The organism is Nitrospirota bacterium (assembly GCA_035873375.1).
Lineage (GTDB): Bacteria > Nitrospirota > Thermodesulfovibrionia > Thermodesulfovibrionales > JdFR-85 > BMS3Bbin07.
Window position 1 is genome coordinate 1 of the sequence record JAYWMQ010000034.1, and the last position, 17,713, is coordinate 17,713.

General features: G+C 49.5%; 15 protein-coding genes. 10 read left to right on the forward strand and 5 right to left on the reverse strand.

Annotated features, from left to right (window positions below):
* Positions 1 to 62 precede the first annotated feature (62 nt).
* From VST71_07515 to VST71_07535, 5 genes are all read right to left on the reverse strand, one after another.
* Positions 63 to 1,250, reverse strand: coding sequence for a hypothetical protein (locus tag VST71_07515; GenBank protein MEC4685563.1), 1,188 nt, complete (start codon positions 1,248 to 1,250; stop codon positions 63 to 65).
* A gap of 16 nt (positions 1,251 to 1,266) precedes the next feature.
* Positions 1,267 to 2,451: a multicopper oxidase domain-containing protein gene (locus tag VST71_07520; GenBank protein ID MEC4685564.1), complete on the reverse strand. Its 1,185-nt coding sequence runs from the start codon at positions 2,449 to 2,451 to the stop codon at positions 1,267 to 1,269.
* An 81-nt stretch (positions 2,452 to 2,532) separates the two neighbouring features.
* Entirely contained in the window at positions 2,533 to 3,417 is an 885-nt protein-coding gene (locus tag VST71_07525; GenBank protein MEC4685565.1) for an HD domain-containing phosphohydrolase, read from the reverse strand.
* Positions 3,418 to 3,465: 48 nt separating this feature from the next.
* On the reverse strand, positions 3,466 to 3,888 hold the full coding sequence (locus VST71_07530) for a hypothetical protein (protein ID MEC4685566.1): 423 nt from the start codon (positions 3,886 to 3,888) through the stop codon (positions 3,466 to 3,468).
* 188 nt (positions 3,889 to 4,076) lie between these two features.
* On the reverse strand, positions 4,077 to 6,095 hold the full coding sequence (locus tag VST71_07535) for a heavy metal translocating P-type ATPase (protein ID MEC4685567.1): 2,019 nt from the start codon (positions 6,093 to 6,095) through the stop codon (positions 4,077 to 4,079).
* 423 nt (positions 6,096 to 6,518) lie between these two features.
* Here VST71_07535 and VST71_07540 point away from each other — a divergent pair, with 423 nt between their 5' ends.
* From VST71_07540 to folD, 10 genes are all read left to right on the forward strand, one after another.
* Positions 6,519 to 6,902: a FixH family protein gene (locus VST71_07540; protein ID MEC4685568.1), complete on the forward strand. Its 384-nt coding sequence runs from the start codon at positions 6,519 to 6,521 to the stop codon at positions 6,900 to 6,902.
* A gap of 31 nt (positions 6,903 to 6,933) precedes the next feature.
* Complete coding sequence (locus VST71_07545; protein MEC4685569.1) at positions 6,934 to 8,208, forward strand: TolC family protein; 1,275 nt, start codon at positions 6,934 to 6,936, stop codon at positions 8,206 to 8,208.
* 59 nt (positions 8,209 to 8,267) lie between these two features.
* Positions 8,268 to 10,184: an efflux RND transporter periplasmic adaptor subunit gene (locus VST71_07550; GenBank protein MEC4685570.1), complete on the forward strand. Its 1,917-nt coding sequence runs from the start codon at positions 8,268 to 8,270 to the stop codon at positions 10,182 to 10,184.
* Positions 10,184 to 13,651: an efflux RND transporter permease subunit gene (locus tag VST71_07555; protein MEC4685571.1), complete on the forward strand. Its 3,468-nt coding sequence runs from the start codon at positions 10,184 to 10,186 to the stop codon at positions 13,649 to 13,651. Before VST71_07550 ends, VST71_07555 begins: the two co-directional genes overlap by 1 nt.
* The gene (locus VST71_07560) at positions 13,644 to 13,940 is read left to right on the forward strand and encodes a P-II family nitrogen regulator (GenBank protein MEC4685572.1); all 297 of its coding nucleotides are present in this window, start codon (positions 13,644 to 13,646) and stop codon (positions 13,938 to 13,940) included. The genes VST71_07555 and VST71_07560 overlap by 8 nt, the downstream gene beginning before the upstream one ends.
* A 71-nt stretch (positions 13,941 to 14,011) precedes the next feature.
* Positions 14,012 to 14,455 carry a hypothetical protein gene (locus VST71_07565; protein ID MEC4685573.1) on the forward strand — a complete coding sequence of 148 codons (444 nt, stop codon included), beginning with the start codon at positions 14,012 to 14,014 and terminating at the stop codon, positions 14,453 to 14,455.
* 98 nt (positions 14,456 to 14,553) lie between these two features.
* The gene (locus tag VST71_07570; GenBank protein MEC4685574.1) at positions 14,554 to 15,333 is read left to right on the forward strand and encodes a carbon monoxide dehydrogenase accessory protein CooC; all 780 of its coding nucleotides are present in this window, start codon (positions 14,554 to 14,556) and stop codon (positions 15,331 to 15,333) included.
* Positions 15,334 to 15,379: 46 nt separating this feature from the next.
* Complete coding sequence (locus VST71_07575; protein MEC4685575.1) at positions 15,380 to 16,030, forward strand: 5-formyltetrahydrofolate cyclo-ligase; 651 nt, start codon at positions 15,380 to 15,382, stop codon at positions 16,028 to 16,030.
* Between the two features lie 37 nt (positions 16,031 to 16,067).
* Complete coding sequence (folE, locus tag VST71_07580) at positions 16,068 to 16,631, forward strand: GTP cyclohydrolase I FolE (GenBank protein ID MEC4685576.1); 564 nt, start codon at positions 16,068 to 16,070, stop codon at positions 16,629 to 16,631.
* 115 nt (positions 16,632 to 16,746) lie between these two features.
* A complete protein-coding gene (gene folD, locus VST71_07585) occupies positions 16,747 to 17,601 on the forward strand; it encodes a bifunctional methylenetetrahydrofolate dehydrogenase/methenyltetrahydrofolate cyclohydrolase FolD (protein MEC4685577.1) in 855 nt (284 codons plus the stop codon).
* The last annotated feature ends 112 nt before the right edge of the window (positions 17,602 to 17,713 follow it).

Consider the following 17,713-nt stretch of genomic DNA (forward strand, 5'->3'; position numbering starts at 1 on the left):
AAAAGAAGGCCGGCCGGGAATTCCCGGCCGGCCTTCTTTGTTCTGTATGAATTGGTCGTCTTTTACGGGATGTAGCCGTGTTCGAGGTTCAGGAGGGATTCACGGTCATCGAACTGGCTGTTCCATAGCTGCTCGATTGAGTAGATGAGTGCAAACTGTACTTCTGTCTCGTGCTCTCCTATCATGGTCTTCATATCCCCGCTGTTCTTCTGATAGCGAATCTGGAGCCCCACATCGAAATTCTCGCCGATTCGGTAGAAGCTGTTGGCTATCACCTGGTGTTGACTGCTATCGTTCGAAAGATCCGGGAAGGCCTTGTAGCCGTATGAGAGGGCTGCCTGCAGTGCCGGCCTTTCGAGTTTCCGGTAGAGGTACCTGAGGGACGTGAAGGTGCTGATGGACCTTGCACGTGTAATATCGGCATAATCGCTGAGTTTTTTAACCTCGGAAAACCCGAGGTTGAATATGCTCTGGTGTCTGAGGTCCCAGAAATGTACCGGGTCCGGGCGGATGTTCAGAATGGTGGAGAAGGTGATGCTTTTCAGTGCCTTGTCCAGCTCTCCTGAATATCCCGGCCTGCTTGTCAGGGCAGTGTTCAGGCTGATCCCGATCTGGTTCAGTATCTCACGGTTCCATCTCTGACTTTCAGGTACACGGTACTGAAAGGAGAGGCCGAGGGCATTGAAGCCAAAGTCTTTCGATATATTTTCCGTCTCCTCTTTGAGGTGCTCTCCATAGGCACTGAGCCGGTATCTCTGTCCGAATATCCGGGTTGCCTCCATGATACTGCCGTACTGGTTGTCCTCAGCATCCTCCCCGGAAGAGAAAGGGTTCAGGATATCGGTGAAGTCGATGGCATCGTCGTCTCTCAGGGTGGGAAACTCTATCATGGCACTCCTGACCCTGGTGCGGCCGACCTTGAAGATGTTGGTTCTGTCCTCAACCCTCAGGAAGACCTGATGAAAGAGTATCGGCTCGAGTTGAGAACCTTCGTCGGGAAACTGGAATCCTATAACCAGTGTTCCCCTGTACTTGCTGTAAAGCTTCTGGCGGAATCCTACAAGGAGACTCGTGTCGGAGATATCACTGACTTCTTCCGAGTCCCCTCCCGGTGAATAGTCGAGGTTCAGAGATGCTATGCCTCGTGCACCGAGCAGTATTTCCGGGGTTACCTCGGCAGAGCCGGTGTTGCAGAGCAAGGCGGTCAATAGTATGATCAGGAGACTTAAGGATGTTTTCTTTTTCAGCATGTCCTCCCCTCCTTTTTTATTCGTCGAGAGCGACTTTTGGTATCAGGTTGTTCATACCCTGCATAGGCATGATCCGTCTTTCTTCCTCAGGCAGGTCCTCGTAAACGAGGGCCATGAGGTTGCCTCCGGGATAGAGGCCGTTGTTGGTCACCCTTCGTGTGTCATGGTCGTGGAAAGTCCAGATTCCGCGGTTCGTGCCCTCTATGATGATGTCAAGGGTCTTGCCGGGACTCAGCCGCATGGTGTTCATCTGCCATGGCTGGGGTACGGGAATGCCGTCATCACAGACCAGCCAGAAGTCGTGGCCGTGGAGGTGCAGGTAGTGCTCCTCAGTGCCGCTGTTTATCAACCGGACGCGTATTGATTCACCTTCCCTGATGTAAAGGGTTGGTGTTGATGGGTAGGATTTTCCGTTTACCGTGAACCAGAAGGGTTGTGCGAGGTCTGCCGGCGCCCTGCGGTTTACGACGTAAGGCGGCTGGTAGCCGTTACGCACGGCCTCTTCCAGCTCTTCCTTGCTGTCAAATACTGCAAACCTCTCCTTGTCAAACCGGCCGTTCTTGACCAGGTAGAGACGCTCCTTCATCCGCTGGAGCATGGCATTTATCTCGTTTCTCAGGAAATTGAGATCGTGTGCGGAATAGAGGAGCGTGTACTCCCGTTCATAGGGGAACCTCTTTTTTATCGGATCGTCCGGGTCCTCGACTATAAGGCTGCCGAACATGCCGGACTGCATGTGCAGCAGCGTTCCCCAGTGGCAGTGATAGAAGTGTGTACCGTAAGGCTCTGCGACGAATTCATAGACGAACTCCTGGCCCGGCATTACAGGCATCTGGGTGATATACGGCACTCCGTCCATACGCCATGGTACATGCATGCCGTGCCAGTGGATGGTGTGGTTGAGCTCAGTTTTGTTTTTGAAATAGACTTTTACCCTGTCTCCCCTGTTGACCCTTATTTCGGGACCCGGAACCTGGTTGTTGAAGGCAAGGGTGTGGGTTTTGACCCCCGGCGCGAGTTCCTGCTGGTGGATGTCGACGAAGAGACGGAAGACCTTGACGTTGCCCTCCATTTCAGGTTTGAGTTGCCGGGGAAAACGCTTTAAGTTCTTTCTTTTCGTTGTCTCGGCAAAGAGAGAACCCGGCAGAAGTGTTGCCGCCGAGAGGGCAGCGCCTGTAATAAGGAAATCTCTCCTGTTCATAACCAACCCTCCTACCTGTGTGCAGATTGTATGATTTTTAATGAAGTTCCGCGTGGTAAGACCCACGGGAATAGTCAAGTCTTAAAGCATGATCTTTGCTACAAACTCCTCTATGTCATCTTCGGCACGCAAAAAATCCTCTACTACCTGAGGGTCAAAACGGGTGCCTGATACTGAAATGATATACTCCTTTGCCTCTTTAAAGGGTATTGCGCTTCTGTATGGTCTGTCCACTGTGAGTGCGTCGAGGGTGTCGCATACTGCAAATATCCTTGCCCCCAGTGTTATTTCATTTCCCTTGAGTCCTCGTGGATAACCTGTACCGTCATAGAGTTCGTGGTGGGAATGTATTATATCAGCAACCCTTGCGAGGTATCCTATGTGGTTTATGATTCTGTAACCTGCTTCAGGATGCCGTGCCATTACAGCAGTCTCTTCTTCAGTGAGTTTTCCCTCTTTCAGCAGGATGGAGTCGGGTATGCCTATCTTGCCTATGTCATGCAGTAGTGAGCCGCAGTAGATATCTACAAGGTCCCTCCCTGTTATTCCGATTTTCTGAGACAGTACCATGGCAAACTGTGTAACCCGGTAGGAGTGATCTCCAACTTCATGTTCCCTTGTGTCTATCGCCTTTACAAATGCCTCTATGGTGGCAAGGTATACGCCCTCCATCCTTTCAATCACACCTCCGAGGAATCTGTCCCTGAAATAACATTTTTCACAACAATAGGGGCCGTTGTCTTTTATATGGAATCCGTCATATATCTCTGTCTGGCAGGCCTTGCAATAGATACCGGTGCTTTTTTTGGTTTCGGAAATGAATAGTTCAGGGTCGTTAAGAAATCTGTCCCTGCATTTTTCAGAGCAGAAGCAATGGGTCTTTTTCTTGTAAACAGTTGTCAGCGGCTTATGAAGCCCGCTGACATCCATTTTGCATACTGGGTCTTTTTTAAAATTCGGTTTCATATTCCTGTAATCACCACAATCCCCCCCTGTCTATGCGGCGGGGAGTTTTTAATGTTGCTTGCCCATATCAGCATCTTTCTTGTGTTCTCCGGCTGGACACCCTCCTGCAGCACCCTCCATTTTATCCTTCATCATCATGTGCATTTTTGACATCATCTTGTCCAGGTTTGCAATCATCAGATCCAGTTCCTTGATCATCTCTTTCTTTGCACTCTCTGCAGGCTCCAGCAGCAGCTTTTTCTGTATCTCCATTGTTTTCTTCAACATATCCGTTATCTTCATCATCATTACATGTTTCATCATCATTGCACACTTTTCCATGTGCGCCGGTTGTCCTTCCATGCTGCCTTTACTGTTTGTCTGTGCATGGCCATAACCTGCAGTCTCTGCCTTGGTCTCTGCATAGCCTGTTGTTAACAAGGGTGCCGTTAATGCAAATACAAGGGTGGTTATAAAGAATATTCTTTTCATACCTGTCTCCATAAGTTGATGTTTTGCAGTTTTTTGATTCCTAACATGAACTGTGGCACTTGCATGTAAGGGCCTTCTTTTTTGTAATCTTCTTAATCGTCATTGATTCTCACCTCCTTTCCTTGTGAAAGCATACCACATATTATCCGGGGATACAAGCCATTTGAACTATCCCCAGGTCGTGGGTATCACCCAACCTTTTTTACTTTTAAAAACTTCGCATTTATTGCCACGATTACCGTGCTCAAAGACATCAGCACTGCCCCCATTGCCGGGCTGAGCAGGATCCCGGCTTTATAAAGAACCCCTGCTGCAAGGGGTATGGCAAATGCGTTGTAGCCTGTTGCCCAGGCAAGATTCTGGATCATCTTTTTGTACGTTGCGCGGGCAAGATCGATAATGGCTACAACATCAAGGGGATTGCTCCTTACAAGGATGATGTCCGCTGTCTCCACAGCCACGTCTGTTCCTGCTCCAATGGCAATGCCGACATCCGCCTGTGCAAGTGCAGGGGCGTCGTTTACGCCATCGCCAGTCATTGCAACCACCAGTCCCCTCTTCTGTACCTCTTTTACCTTTTCCGATTTTTCATGAGGAAGAACCTCGGCAAAATAATCGTCCAGATTCAGTTCTTCCGATACCCACTTGGCAACCTGGCGGTTGTCGCCTGTAAGCATCATACACTTGATGCCCTTTTTCCTGAGCATGGAGATTGCTTTCTTTGATTCAGGCCTGATGATATCTGCCAGTGCTATTGCACCCTTTAACTCTCCGTCAACTATTACAAAAACAACCGTTTTTCCCTGAGATGACAATTCGTCGATTCGTTTATCAGTGATTGTCATGTTTTTTTCCCTCAGAAAACCGGGGCTTACAACCTTTACCTCCCTGCCGTTTACCTTGCCCTCAGCCCCCTTACCGGGGATTGCCATAAACTCCTCGACGGGGTACGTTTCGGAGGAATCCACGATCGCCTTTGCTATGGGATGTTCCGAGTGTGCCTCGACTGAAGCGGCATACTTGATGAGTTCCTTTTCGTCCATATTATCAGAAAGGATAATCGTATCGGTAACGCCGAACCTGCCCTCTGTGAGTGTGCCTGTTTTATCAAAGATGATGGCCTGAATATTCCTTGCCCTCTCAAAGGCAACACGGTTTCTTATCAGCAGCCCGTTTTTGGCAGAGAGCGCGGTGGAGACGGCAACTACCAGGGGTACTGCAAGACCTAACGCATGAGGGCAGGTTATAACCATTACCGTAACGGTCCTCTCAAGGGCAAAGGCAAAGTCTTTATGCATTATGACCAGCCATACGAACAATGTAATTCCACCGCCTGCCAAGGCTATTATCGTGAGCCATAAGGCGGCCTTGTTTGCCAGATCCTGAGTCTTTGACTTGCTCTCCTGGGCCTCCCTTACGAGGTTGATTACCTGTGAGAGGAATGAATCCTTCCCGGTCTTTTTTATTTCAACGGTAATCGACCCTTCGCCATTGATGGAACCGCCTATTACCTCTGCACCTGTTGTTTTTGTTACAGGCATTGATTCTCCTGTAAGCATGGACTCGTTTACCGATGACCTGCCGTCAACGACATCACCGTCAGCCGGGACCTTCTCACCGGGTTTTACCAGAACCTTGTCGCCTGGCTTAAGCTGTTCCAGAGGCACGTCCTTTACACTGCCGTCGGGCATTAGCAGGTGGGCCTCTGACGGCATGAGCGTTGCCAGTGCCTCAAGTGCACGCGAGGCGCCCATTATAGACCTCATCTCTATCCAGTGACCGACGAGCATGATGTCAACAAGCGTGGCAAGTTCCCAGAAGAATATCTTGCCGCTTAGTCCAAAGACGACCACGCTGCTGTAAACATATGCCGTTGTAATCGCTATTGCAATCAGGGTCATCATCCCTGGGTTTGCTGCCTTCAATTCGTCGAAAAGCCCCTTGAGAAACGGGTATCCACCGTAGAAGAAGACAAAGGACGACAGGCCGAAGAGCAGGTACATGTCGCCTGGAAACCTGATGGACTCACCGAGTCCTATAAACTCCTGGACCAGGGGTGAGAGCATAAGGATCGGGATGGTGACAATCAGGGATATCCAGAATCTCTTTCTGAAGTCAGCTACCATGTGTGCGTGATGGTCTTTATGGTTGTGGCCCTTGTGTTCCATGTGCTCCATGTCATGACCTTCGTGTTCCATGTTCTGCATGTCATGCCCTTCGTGCGGGTCATGGTCTTTGTGTTCGTCATGACCTTCATCATGCTTTTCATGTCCTGAATGTTTGCTGTGGTCCATGATTAATGTCCTCCTTGATAGTTGATAATATTCTCTGCAACTTTATAAATTACCGTACAGCAAGACTATGAAGATTATATGAATCAATTTCTTCATTTGTCCTTTCTCAAAATGGGTCTTTCTCAAAATGAGTCAATACGGATATAATAGCAGGGAAAAGTGGAAATTGATAGTGCGCATTACCGGTCACTGCAGTTATTTGGAATGGGGGGAGGGACATAATATGGGGATCCTGATTCGGTACGGTTCCTCGACTTTTTTTCACATTTCCTTCATACTGTATTCACAATCTTCAGGTTTAATACAACCAGAAAAAATATATCGGAGGAGGTACAAATGAAGAAGATACTTTTTGTTCTTTTGGGTCTGTTCTTCATGTCGGGAGTGGTATATGCAACGGGTTCTGATATGGTAAAAAAGGCTGGAGATGTAACTGTAAAGGTTTCAGTAGGGAAGGACGCTCCGGTTGTTGGAGAGAACAGTATTTCTGTGGAGCTTCTCAATGCAGAGAAGGGTTCAATAACAGATGCAGAAGTTGAGCTCGCTTACTTCATGCCTGCAATGCCTGCAATGAAATATGAAACGAGCGCAATACAAAAGGGGAACACTTACACTGCAGTGTTGGGGCTTGCAATGGCCGGACAGTGGAATGTTGATGTAAGATTCAAGCGACCGGGCAGGAAGTTCGAGAAAATAACGTTCAGTATTAATGCAAAGTAAATTAATGCAAGGTAACCGAGGTTTGACATTTATGAAAATGAAAATTGCTGTTTCCATATTAATCTCCTTGCTGGTTATAAATGCCGGATGGGTTTTTGCCGGCGGGCCGGATTATAAAGAGAGGTTAAGCGGGTTAATAGAAGAAGCTGTCAAAAACAACCCGGAACTCAAGGCCTTTGAAGAGAATATCCGGGTGTACAGGGAAAGACCTTCCCAGGCTGAATCCCTTGATGACCCGCGTTTAAAACTGTCGATTGTCAACGTACCCCTGGATACCTTCAGTTTTAATCAGGAGCCGATGACCCAGAAGCAGATGTCCATTATGCAGAAGTTTCCTTTTCCCGGCAAGTTAGCATTAAAGGGGGCAATGGCCGGGCAGGAATTGGAGATTGTTAAAAAAGAGTACATGGAAAAGAAGAATGATATCGTAAAGCAGGTTAAGGTTGTTTATAACAATCTTTCATTTATAAACAAGGCGATTGAGATAACCGAAAATAACAAGGCACTTTTAAAGGAATTCATAAAGATAGCGGAGACCAAATATGCCGTTGGCCAGGGATTGCAGCAGGATGTGCTGAAGTCTCAGGTAGAGCTTTCAAGGATGATTGACCGATTGATCTCTCTGAGGCAAAAGAAGCAGACCGCGATAGCACGACTGAATACCCTCCTGAACCGTCCTGTTCAGATGCCATTTGAAGAGATAGAGGAGATAAGTCAGACCGGATTCAACTTGACGTTTGAAGGTCTGCAGCAGATAGCCGTAGAGAACCGTCCGGTATTGCTTGGGTTGCGGCATTTAATCAACCGGTACAGGTTTGCCTATAAGTTTGCCAAAAAGGATTATTATCCTGACTTTGATGTAGGGATAGGATATGGACAGCGTGACGATGGCGCAACGGTTGAAAGAACAGACTTTGTTTCTGCCTTTGTTACGATAAATATTCCCCTCTGGTACAAGACCAGGGAGAGCAGGAAGGTGGCGGAAGAGGAGGCAAATATCCGGAAGGCCACAGAGCAGTATAACGCAATGAAGAACAATCTCTTTTTTCAGATAAAAGATATCCTGACGGAGATAGAGGAGAATGAGCAGCAGATTGAGCTGTTCAGTTCCGGGATAATTCCACAGAGCACAATGTCACTTCAATCTGCCATTGCAGGATACAAGGTGAACAAGGTGGACTTTATAACCCTCGTTAATAACCAGATAACCCTGTATAACTACGAGATAGATTATTACCGGTTTATCGCTGACTATGAAAATAAACTTGCAGAGCTTGAAGCAGCAGTTGGGAAGAGGCTGTTTTAGATTGCAGCCGGTTGACGGCTTGTCCGCTGGATTAATGAAAACGAACGGAGGAAATAAAGATGGCAGTTAAAGTTAAAAAGGTCTTCATTACAGTTGGCGTGCTGGTGCTCCTGCTGTTTGCGGGGATCCTGTGGTTTGCCCTCAGCGGGGACGGGAATCCGGCCTCTACGTCTTCCGGTGTCACAGCCGGTGAGGGGAGTGAAGGAGGGTCATCGAAAGCAGAGAGGAAGATAAAGTACTGGCAGGCTCCAATGGATCCGACCTATATCAGTGACAAACCCGGCAAGTCTCCCATGGGGATGGAACTGATTCCGGTGTATGAAGATGAGGCTGAAGATGAGGTTGAGGGTGTGATCAGGATAGACCCTGTCACCGTGCAGAATATGGGGGTTCGGACCAAAAAGGTTACGAAACGACCCTTTTTTACCACGATCCGGACTGTTGGTTATATCACATATGACGAGGAACTCGTCAAGGATGTCAATACGAAGATATCGGGCTGGGTGGAGAAGCTCTATGTTGACACGACGGGTGAAGATGTCAATGAGGGGCAAAAACTTCTTTCCATCTACTCCCCTGAACTGGTGGCTACCCAGGAGGAATACCTTCAGGCGCTTCGCTACAAGGAGAAGACTTCCGACTCAGCTTTCGTGAATGTGGTGAAGGGTGCGGATACGCTTCTTGAGTCCACAAGGAAGAGGCTTCTGCTGATGGATATAGAACCCGCTCAGGTCAGGGCACTGGAAGAAAGGGGAGAGGTGCAGAAAAGTATGCTTCTCCATTCACCTGCTACAGGTACTGTGATAAAGAAGCCCGTCTTTGAGGGCATGAGGGTGAATCCGGGGATGAAGCTTTATACCATCGCCGATCTTTCCCGTGTGTGGGTTATGGTCTCCTTCTATGAATACGAGCTTCCTTTTCTCAAGCTCGGTCAGGAGGCGGAGATGTCACTTCCTTATGAGCCTGGCGTTACCTACAAGGGCCGTATCACCTTCATCTATCCCTACCTTTCAAAAAAGACAAGGACGGTGCAGGTCAGAATGGAGTTTGAAAATCCGGGGTTAAAACTGAAGCCGGACATGTATGCCGATGTTGTGCTGAAGTCAAAGATCAGCCCGGATGCCATACTCGTACCCTCTGAAGCGGTCATCCGGACAGGTGTTCGCAACATAGTGATAACGTCCCTGGGAGGCGGCAAGTTCCTTCCCAAAGAGGTCAGGCTCGGGGCGGAGGCTGAGGGATTTGTGCAGGTCCTTTCCGGACTGAAGGAGGGCGATATAGCAGTAGTGTCCGGACAATTCCTCATCGATTCGGAGAGTAATCTGCGAGAGGCAATAAACAAGATGCTTTCAGCCAAGAAGGCGTCACAGAAGATGGATATGGATATGGATATGAAGAAGGAAGATGCGGAGCCCGGAGCCAAAAAGGAAGATGGTGTAAGCAAGAAGGCGTCGCAGAAGATGGATATGGATATGAAGAAGGAGGACACCGGGCCTGAAACTCAGAAGGAGGGCGCTGAGAGTAAGAAGGGCGCCATGCTCCATCCGGAGATGAGCAGTGAGCAGAAGAAGCTGATGGCAGAGGTGATTGATGATTATAGTGTCATCCACAGCGCACTGGTTGAGGAATCTCCCGCTGCTGTGGCCGAAGGGGCGCGTTCCCTGTCCGGGACGGTCGACAGGATAAAGGCATTGGATCCGGACGGGAATCTGGAGAAAATTACACGCCCGGTTGAGGTCTCTATTGAAGGACTCCTTTCCGGAGATATCGTGAAGGCGCGGGGTTCCTTTGCAGCGCTCAGTAAGACGATGGCTACCTATGTCAGGGGTGCGGGCAGGACGAGTGCGCTTTCAGCGGGAATTAAACTCTATTTCTGTCCCATGAAGGAGGCTTTCTGGCTGCAGAAGGCGGCTGATGTTCAGAACCCGTATCTCGGCAAGGATATGCTCGCTTGTGGAAATGAGGAGAAGTACTGATGCTTGAGAAGATAATTGAATACTCAATAAAAAACAGGTTTCTGATTATCCTTGCCACTGTGTTTGTTCTCCTCTGGGGTATTTATTCCTTGTCAAAGATGCCACTTGACGCAATTCCCGACCTCTCTGATGTCCAGGTTATTATTTACACCAAATACTCAGGACAGGCGCCTCAGGTGGTAGAGGACCAGGTTACTTACCCGCTTACAACGGCGATGCTTGCTGTTCCGGGATCAACTGTTGTCAGAGGCTACTCCTTTTTCGGTTTTTCCTTTGTCTACATCCTCTTTGAGGACGGCACGGACCTCTACTGGGCAAGGAGCCGGGTGCTTGAGTACCTGAACTATGTGTCCGGTCTTTTGCCCGAGGGCGTAACCCCGTCACTGGGGCCTGATGCCACCGGTGTTGGATGGGTATATGAATATGCGCTTGTGGACAGAACCGGCAAGTATGACCTTGCACAACTCCGCTCCATGCAGGACTGGTATCTCCGCTATGAGCTCACCTCAGTGGAAGGTGTGTCCGAGGTGGCTTCGGTGGGCGGCTTTGTGAAGCAGTACCAGGTGGATGTGGATCCGAACAAGCTTCTTGCATACAATATTTCCATATCAAAAGTGAAGAAGGCAATAAAGAGGTCCAACCAGGATGTGGGCGGACGCCTGCTGGAGGTGTCTGAGATCGAATATATGGTCAGAGGGCTGGGCTATATCAAAGGTATCGAAGATATCAAGAATATCGCTATCGGTGTGGACGATAAAGGGACGCCGATCCTAATCCGGGACGTGGCCAACGTACACCTTGGCCCTGAACTCCGGCGCGGTATAACCGAATTGGACGGTGAAGGGGAGGTTGCAGGCGGGGTTGTGCTGATGCGGTTTGGGGGGAATGCACTTGCAACTATAGACCGCGTCAAGGAGAAGCTGGAGAGCCTCAAGGCGGGTCTTCCGGAAGGCGTTGAGATAGTTCCCGTCTATGACAGGTCCGGACTGATCAACAGTGCTATCTCTACTCTCAAGGTGAAGCTCATAGAAGAGTCCATAGTGGTGGCACTTGTCTGTGTAATATTCCTCCTGCATTTCAGGTCAGCCTTTGTGGCGATTTTTACACTGCCTGTAGGTATCCTTATGGCGATTATCGTCATGAACTTCCAGGGGCTCAACGCCAATATCATGTCCCTTGGCGGCATTGCAATCGCCATAGGTGCGATGATCGATGCCGCGATAGTGATGATAGAGAACGCCCACAAGCAACTGGAGAAGGACAGCGGTTCCAAGGACCACTGGTTAATTATAACCATTGCTGCAAAACAGGTGGGGCCGGCGCTTTTCTTTTCGCTGCTGATCATCACCTTTTCGTTCCTTCCTATCTTTACGCTTCAGGCCCAGGAAGGAAGGCTTTTCCGGCCCCTTGCGTTCACCAAGACTTACTCCATGGCCGGAGCAGCACTGCTTGCAGTGACACTCGTTCCCGTGATGATGGGATACTTCATCAAAACCACTCTCCTGCCCGAACTGTGGAGCAGGAAGAAACAGAGGGTGGTCTCAGTGGGTGTCTCAGCGCTTGTTTTCCTCCTGTTCTGGCTGATTTCAGCACTCTTTCCCATGTCGGTGCTCGGTGCATTCGGTATCTCGATTGCGATCTTCATGTGTGCCCTGACCCTGCTCCTCCTCTGGCCCCAGGAGATCAAGCCTGAAAGAAGGAATCCGGTTAACAGGTTTCTCATCTGGGTGTATAAACCCGTAATCCGCTGGGTGCTGCACCACAAGGCCGTTACCATGGCGCTGGCCGTTCTGGTGGTTTTGACACTGCTGCCGTTCCGTTCAATGGTTGTCGAGAAGCTGCCGGAAGGGCCGATCAGGACCCTTGCCGGGAAGCTGGACATGTTTTTTCCACTCGAGAAGATCGGAGGGGAGTTCATGCCGCCGCTTTACGAGGGAGACCTGCTGTACATGCCGAGTACCTTTCCCGGTATATCCATAACCAAGGCAAGGGAACTGCTGCAGCAGACAGACAAGATTATCAAGTCCTTTCCGGAAGTGGAGCGGGTCTTTGGCAAGATCGGGCGTGCAGATACTGCGACTGACCCGGCACCTTTATCAATGATAGAGACCACCATCATGTTGAAGCCCCAGGAGGAGTGGCGGGAAGTGCCGGTAGAGAGGTTTTTCTCTGGCTGGCCCGGCTTTATCCGTTCTCCCCTTGCGAAGATATGGCCGGAGAAGAGGGTGATAACTCCCAAGGAATTAATGGACGAGATGAACAAGGCGATACAGTTGCCGGGTGTAACGAATGCCTGGACAATGCCGATCAAGACGAGGATAGATATGCTCGCAACAGGAATCAAGACGCCTGTGGGCATAAAGATAATGGGTGATAATCTCGATACCCTTGCAGTCCTTGGAGAGAAGATCGAGGCCGTGGTGAGACAGATTCCTGGAACACTCTCCGTTTATTCCGAGCGTGTTGTCGGAGGATATTACCTTGATTATGACATTGACCGCCGGGCGGCAGCCAGGTACGGCCTTACGGTCGGTGATGTCCAGGACGTCATCCAGTCGGCTATTGGCGGGATGAATGTGACCGAGACGGTTGAGGGGCTGGAGCGCTATCCGGTTAATGTCAGGTACAGCCGTGAGTTGAGAGACACCATACCAAAACTTAAGCGCATACTTATAGCCACCCCTACCGGAGCCCAGATACCGATAGCTCAGGTAGCCAACATCAGCATAAGCCAGGGGCCCCCTGTCATTAAGAGTGAAAACTCAAGGATGAGCGCCTGGATTTACGTGGACCTTGCAGGTATTGATATTGCCACCTATGTGAAGAATGCCAGGGAGGTTATTGCCAACGAGGTGGATCTTCCCCCGGGATACAATATAGTCTGGTCAGGACAGTATGAGTATATGGAGAGGGCTAACAAGAGGCTTGCCGTGGTAGTGCCGATTACACTCCTGGTTATATTTCTTCTCCTTTACTTTAACTTCAGAAATGTCAGTGAGGCTATAATTGTCATGCTCTCGATGCCCTTTGCAATAGTTGGCGGTATCTGGTTTATCTACCTGTTGGGCTATAACATGAGTATTGCGGTCGGGGTCGGCTTTATAGCACTGGCCGGTGTTTCTGCAGAGATCGGAGTGCTGGTGCTCATCTATATTGATCATGCATATGAGGAGCGTCTGCTTGCAGGCAGGATGAATACGAGGGAGGATCTTTACGAGGCGTTTATAGCGGGGACGTCCGAAAGGGTCCGGCCTATAATGATGACCGTGACCGCTATCATTGCCGGGCTGCTGCCGCTTTTCTGGGGACATGGGGCAGGGGCGGATACAATGCGCAGGATAGCGGCTCCCATGATTGGAGGAATGGTATCGTCGACGATCCTTACCCTGATTGTGATACCGGCGATATATGCTGCCGTAAAAGGCAGGAGCCTGAGCAGCAACAAAAAGGAGGAGCGAGATGCATAAGATGGTCATGGCCGTAATAAGGCGTGCATTATTTGATAAGATTACCGGTGAGTTTGAAAAGAAAAGGATACATTTTACGTGTTCGGCTGTAAAGGGTTTCGGGAAGGAGGTGCGCCTTTACCATGAGGACATCCACGACCGTATCAAGCTCGAGATTATTGCTGAGGAGAAGGATGTGCAGGGTATAAAGGATATCATCATCTCGAATGTGAACCATGGGACTACCGGAGCAGGCATACTTGCAGTCTATAAGCTTGATGAATTTATGGAGTTTTCCGATTTGCGGTGAAGGGATTGAAGGCTGTCGATGAGTGCGGGTTATCACTGAAACGTTATTGCTAAAACAGGAGGAGAATTAATATGAAGACAGTTATGGTTATTATGGTGTTTGCACTTATGTTGATGTACGGTATGACAGCCTTTGCCCATGAAGAGGGTGAAGAGTCCGGTTCGGAGATGAAGATGGACATGAAGAATATGGATATGAAGATGATGAAGCAGCACAGGACGATGAGTGTTATTGCCGAGCATTGGGCTGAAACTCAGGAGGCGTTGAAGGAGAGGGACTGGAAAGAGGCTGGGGAGGATGTGGCCGAGATAGTGGAGGCTGCGGAGGAGTTGAAGGAGTTTAAGCCTCACAGGAATGCGGATAGATTACTGGATTTTATGAACATACAGGCTGTGTTTGCGAAGAGAGTGACAGACCTTGGCAAGGCCATAGAATCAAAGGATGCTTCAGCAGCGGACAAACTTGCCGGGAGTGTGCAGAAGAGCTGCAATCAGTGCCACGCAATGTTCAGGTGAGAGCCGTTCCGTTTACCCGGGTATTCCCTCCTGCAAGGCAGGGGGGCGTTTGCCTCTCTCCTTTGACTCGTTTCACCTCTAAATGTTAAAATTTCCACATGAAAATAGCCGTAACCGGTAAAGGCGGGGTGGGTAAAACCACCCTTTCTGCTATTCTGAGCCATATCTATGCAAAAGAAGGCAAAAGTGTTGTTGCCGTGGATGCAGACCCTGATGCCAACCTTGCCCAGGCATTCGGCCTGTCCCGAAAGGAGATAGAGGGAATCAGGCCTATAGCGGAACTGACCGACGTTATTACTGATCGGACAGGTGCAAGGCCGGGGAATATGGGTGGAATCTTTAAACTGAATCCACGGGTTGCCGACATTCCCGAGGAGTTTGGCTACAGGATAAACGGGATAACACTGCTCGTGATGGGGAAGTCAAAGGAGGCTGCCTCCGGCTGTTATTGTCCCGAAAATGTATTTCTGAGGAGTCTGCTGAGGCACCTTGTGCTTGACAGGGAGGAAGTCGTGATTGTGGATATGGAGGCCGGCATAGAGCACCTGACAAGGGGGACTGCAGAAGGGGTTGATATGTTTCTGATCGTTGTGGAGCCGGGGCAGAGGAGTATCCAGACTGCAGGGACCGTAAGGGATATGGTAGCAGGACTTGGTGTCAAACGGATATATGCGGTTGCAAATAAAGTGAGAAACGAGAGGGATGAGGAATTTGTCCGTTCAGCCCTGGGCGATATTCTCCTTCCTGGTGTAATAAAGTTCAACCCGGAAATCATGGAAGCAGACCTTACAGGTATGCCTCCGTTTGAGAAGAGCCCTGAGACGGTGAGAGAGGTTGAGGAATTGAAGAAGTCAATTGAGAAACTAAAGGATCGGTAACGTCAAACGGTAACGAAGCCAGTATCGTGAGGCGTTCAGAGGTTACGTGAAGAGACGAACGGCGTGGCCGATAGACGAAACGGGCCTCGTAACCGTAACCGTAGCCGATAAAATGGATACCAAACAGGCTATAAGAAAAGAGGTAATAAGCCGGCGGGATGCGATTCCTTTAGAGGTAAGGAAGGCCAAGGACAGGATGATTCGGGAGAGACTGTCCGGGCTGGCAGAATACAGGAATGCAGGCACGGTTATGCTCTTTGCCTCGTTCAGGACAGAAGTTGACACGATGCCAATAATAGCGGATGCCCTGATGCAGGGTAAGCGGGTGGTGCTGCCAAAGGTGGACAGTGCGAAAAAAGAGCTGGGACTATATAATATAAGGTCTGTGGATGAACTGACTCCGGGGTATATGGACATACCGGAACCGGGAGTTGTTGAAGGCAGGGAAGTAGCCCCTGAGGAGCTTGAACTTATAGTGATGCCCGGTGTGGCCTTTGATAAAAGGGGTGGAAGGCTCGGCTATGGAGGCGGATACTATGACCGTCTGATTGCCGGATTGAGGCGCAGGCCGCCCCTTGTTGCGGTGGCCTATGAAGAACAGGTAATCAGTGAGGTGCCTGTTGCAGACCATGATGTCAGGGTCAACAAGATCGTTACAGACAGGAGAGTAATAGAGGTAAGGGATGCCGGGGCTTAAGGAAAAATCTTTTAATACTTGTAAGGCACTATAAGACATGGACATAGAAAAGATTGAAAGAGGTGTGAAGCTTATACTTGAGGGGATTGGTGAGGACCCTGAAAGGCCCGGATTGCGCAGGACCCCGCAGAGGGTTTCAGCCATGTTTCAGGAGATTTTTTCGGGTCTTCAGACCCCTCCCGAAGACCTCCTGCAGCATATAGAAGGCGAAACTCATGATGAGATGGTGATGCTCAAGGATATACCCTTTTACTCTGTGTGCGAACACCACCTCCTGCCCTTTTTTGGCCGAGCACATATTGCCTATATCCCTGCGAAGGGAAGGATTGTCGGCATAGGGGAGCTTGCAAAGGCACTTGAGATGCTTGCAAAGAGGCCGCAGGTTCAGGAGAGACTGACTGCACAGCTTGCAGACATGATAATGGAGCGGTTGAGACCAAGAGGGGCCATGGTGATCATTGATGCAGAGCATCTCTGTCTCAGTATGCGGGGAATCAAGAAGCCCGGGGCAAGGACTGTGACCTCAGCAGTAAGAGGGATATTCAGGAGCAAGCAGTCAACAAGGGAAGAGATGCTTGAGCTGATAAAGAAGAGGGACTGAGATTAACCATTTATCATTTATCATTTGCTATTTATCATTTATCATTGCATCATCAGTTAAGACAGTACGTGCTTAACCCACAAATTGAAATTGACAAGGAACAAAGGAGGTTTTGATGGCAGCAACGATTATTGACGGGAAGAAAGTGGCAGCAGACATCAAGGAGAAACTGAAGAAGGAAGTTGATGAACTTAAGTCTAAAGGGGTGAATCCGGCCCTTTCCGTAGTGCTTGTGGGTGAAAATCCTGCCAGCAAGAAGTATGTGGCAAACAAGGAGAAGACCTGTGAGGCCCTTGGTATCAAGAGTGTGGCGTATAAACTCCCTGAGTCGGCTACCCAGGAGGAGCTGCTCAAGCTTGTGGACGAACTGAATGCAAATCCCGAGATTCACGGGATACTGGTACAGCTTCCCCTGCCCAAACACATGAATGAGAAGGAAGTGATGCACAGGATTGCACCTGAGAAGGATGTGGATGGTTTTGGTCCGGATGCACTGGGAAGGCTTCTCCTTGATGAGCCGGGCTTTGTGCCGTGCACGCCTCACGGGGCAATGAAGATGCTTGAGGCCTACGGGGTTGACCCTGCCGGAAAGAAGGCCGTTATAGTCGGAAGGAGTGTGATAGTCGGCAAGCCTCTTGCACTGTTATTGCTCAGAAAGAATGCCACAGTTACCATATGTCACAGCAGGACGCCTGACCTTAAGGGAGAATGTCTGTCTGCGGATATCCTGTGTGTGGCTGTCGGAAGGGCTCATATGGTAAAGGGTGACTGGGTAAAAGAAGGTGCAGCAGTTATAGATATCGGTATTAATGTGAATGAGCAGGGCAAACTGGTTGGTGATGTGGAGTTTGACAAGGCAAAAGAGAGGGCCGGCTGGATTACCCCTGTGCCTGGCGGTGCAGGCCCCATGACAATTGCCATGCTCATGTATAATACAGTAGAGGCTGCGAAGGCAACTTTGAAGGCATAAGGTTCAATGTTGCAGGTTGCAGGCAGACAGGGAAAGATGATAAAGCTCAATAGAGGTTTATCATAATGAAACCCGCAACCCGTAGTTCGTAGCTCGTAATTCAAAAAGGAGG

What these genes read in the sequence shown, in the direction of transcription:
- VST71_07515 (MEC4685563.1), bottom strand. Translation starts at nt 1,250, where the DNA reads ATGCTGAAAAAGAAAACATCCTTAAGTCTCCTGATCATACTATTGACC.
- VST71_07520 (MEC4685564.1), bottom strand. Translation starts at nt 2,451, where the DNA reads ATGAACAGGAGAGATTTCCTTATTACAGGCGCTGCCCTCTCGGCGGCA.
- VST71_07525 (MEC4685565.1), bottom strand. Translation starts at nt 3,417, where the DNA reads ATGAAACCGAATTTTAAAAAAGACCCAGTATGCAAAATGGATGTCAGC.
- VST71_07530 (MEC4685566.1), bottom strand. Translation starts at nt 3,888, where the DNA reads ATGAAAAGAATATTCTTTATAACCACCCTTGTATTTGCATTAACGGCA.
- VST71_07535 (MEC4685567.1), bottom strand. Translation starts at nt 6,095, where the DNA reads ATGCAGAACATGGAACACGAAGGTCATGACATGGAGCACATGGAACAC.
- VST71_07540 (MEC4685568.1), top strand. Translation starts at nt 6,519, where the DNA reads ATGAAGAAGATACTTTTTGTTCTTTTGGGTCTGTTCTTCATGTCGGGA.
- VST71_07545 (MEC4685569.1), top strand. Translation starts at nt 6,934, where the DNA reads ATGAAAATGAAAATTGCTGTTTCCATATTAATCTCCTTGCTGGTTATA.
- VST71_07550 (MEC4685570.1), top strand. Translation starts at nt 8,268, where the DNA reads ATGGCAGTTAAAGTTAAAAAGGTCTTCATTACAGTTGGCGTGCTGGTG.
- VST71_07555 (MEC4685571.1), top strand. Translation starts at nt 10,184, where the DNA reads ATGCTTGAGAAGATAATTGAATACTCAATAAAAAACAGGTTTCTGATT.
- VST71_07560 (MEC4685572.1), top strand. Translation starts at nt 13,644, where the DNA reads ATGCATAAGATGGTCATGGCCGTAATAAGGCGTGCATTATTTGATAAG.
- VST71_07565 (MEC4685573.1), top strand. Translation starts at nt 14,012, where the DNA reads ATGAAGACAGTTATGGTTATTATGGTGTTTGCACTTATGTTGATGTAC.
- VST71_07570 (MEC4685574.1), top strand. Translation starts at nt 14,554, where the DNA reads ATGAAAATAGCCGTAACCGGTAAAGGCGGGGTGGGTAAAACCACCCTT.
- folE (MEC4685576.1), top strand. Translation starts at nt 16,068, where the DNA reads ATGGACATAGAAAAGATTGAAAGAGGTGTGAAGCTTATACTTGAGGGG.
- folD (MEC4685577.1), top strand. Translation starts at nt 16,747, where the DNA reads ATGGCAGCAACGATTATTGACGGGAAGAAAGTGGCAGCAGACATCAAG.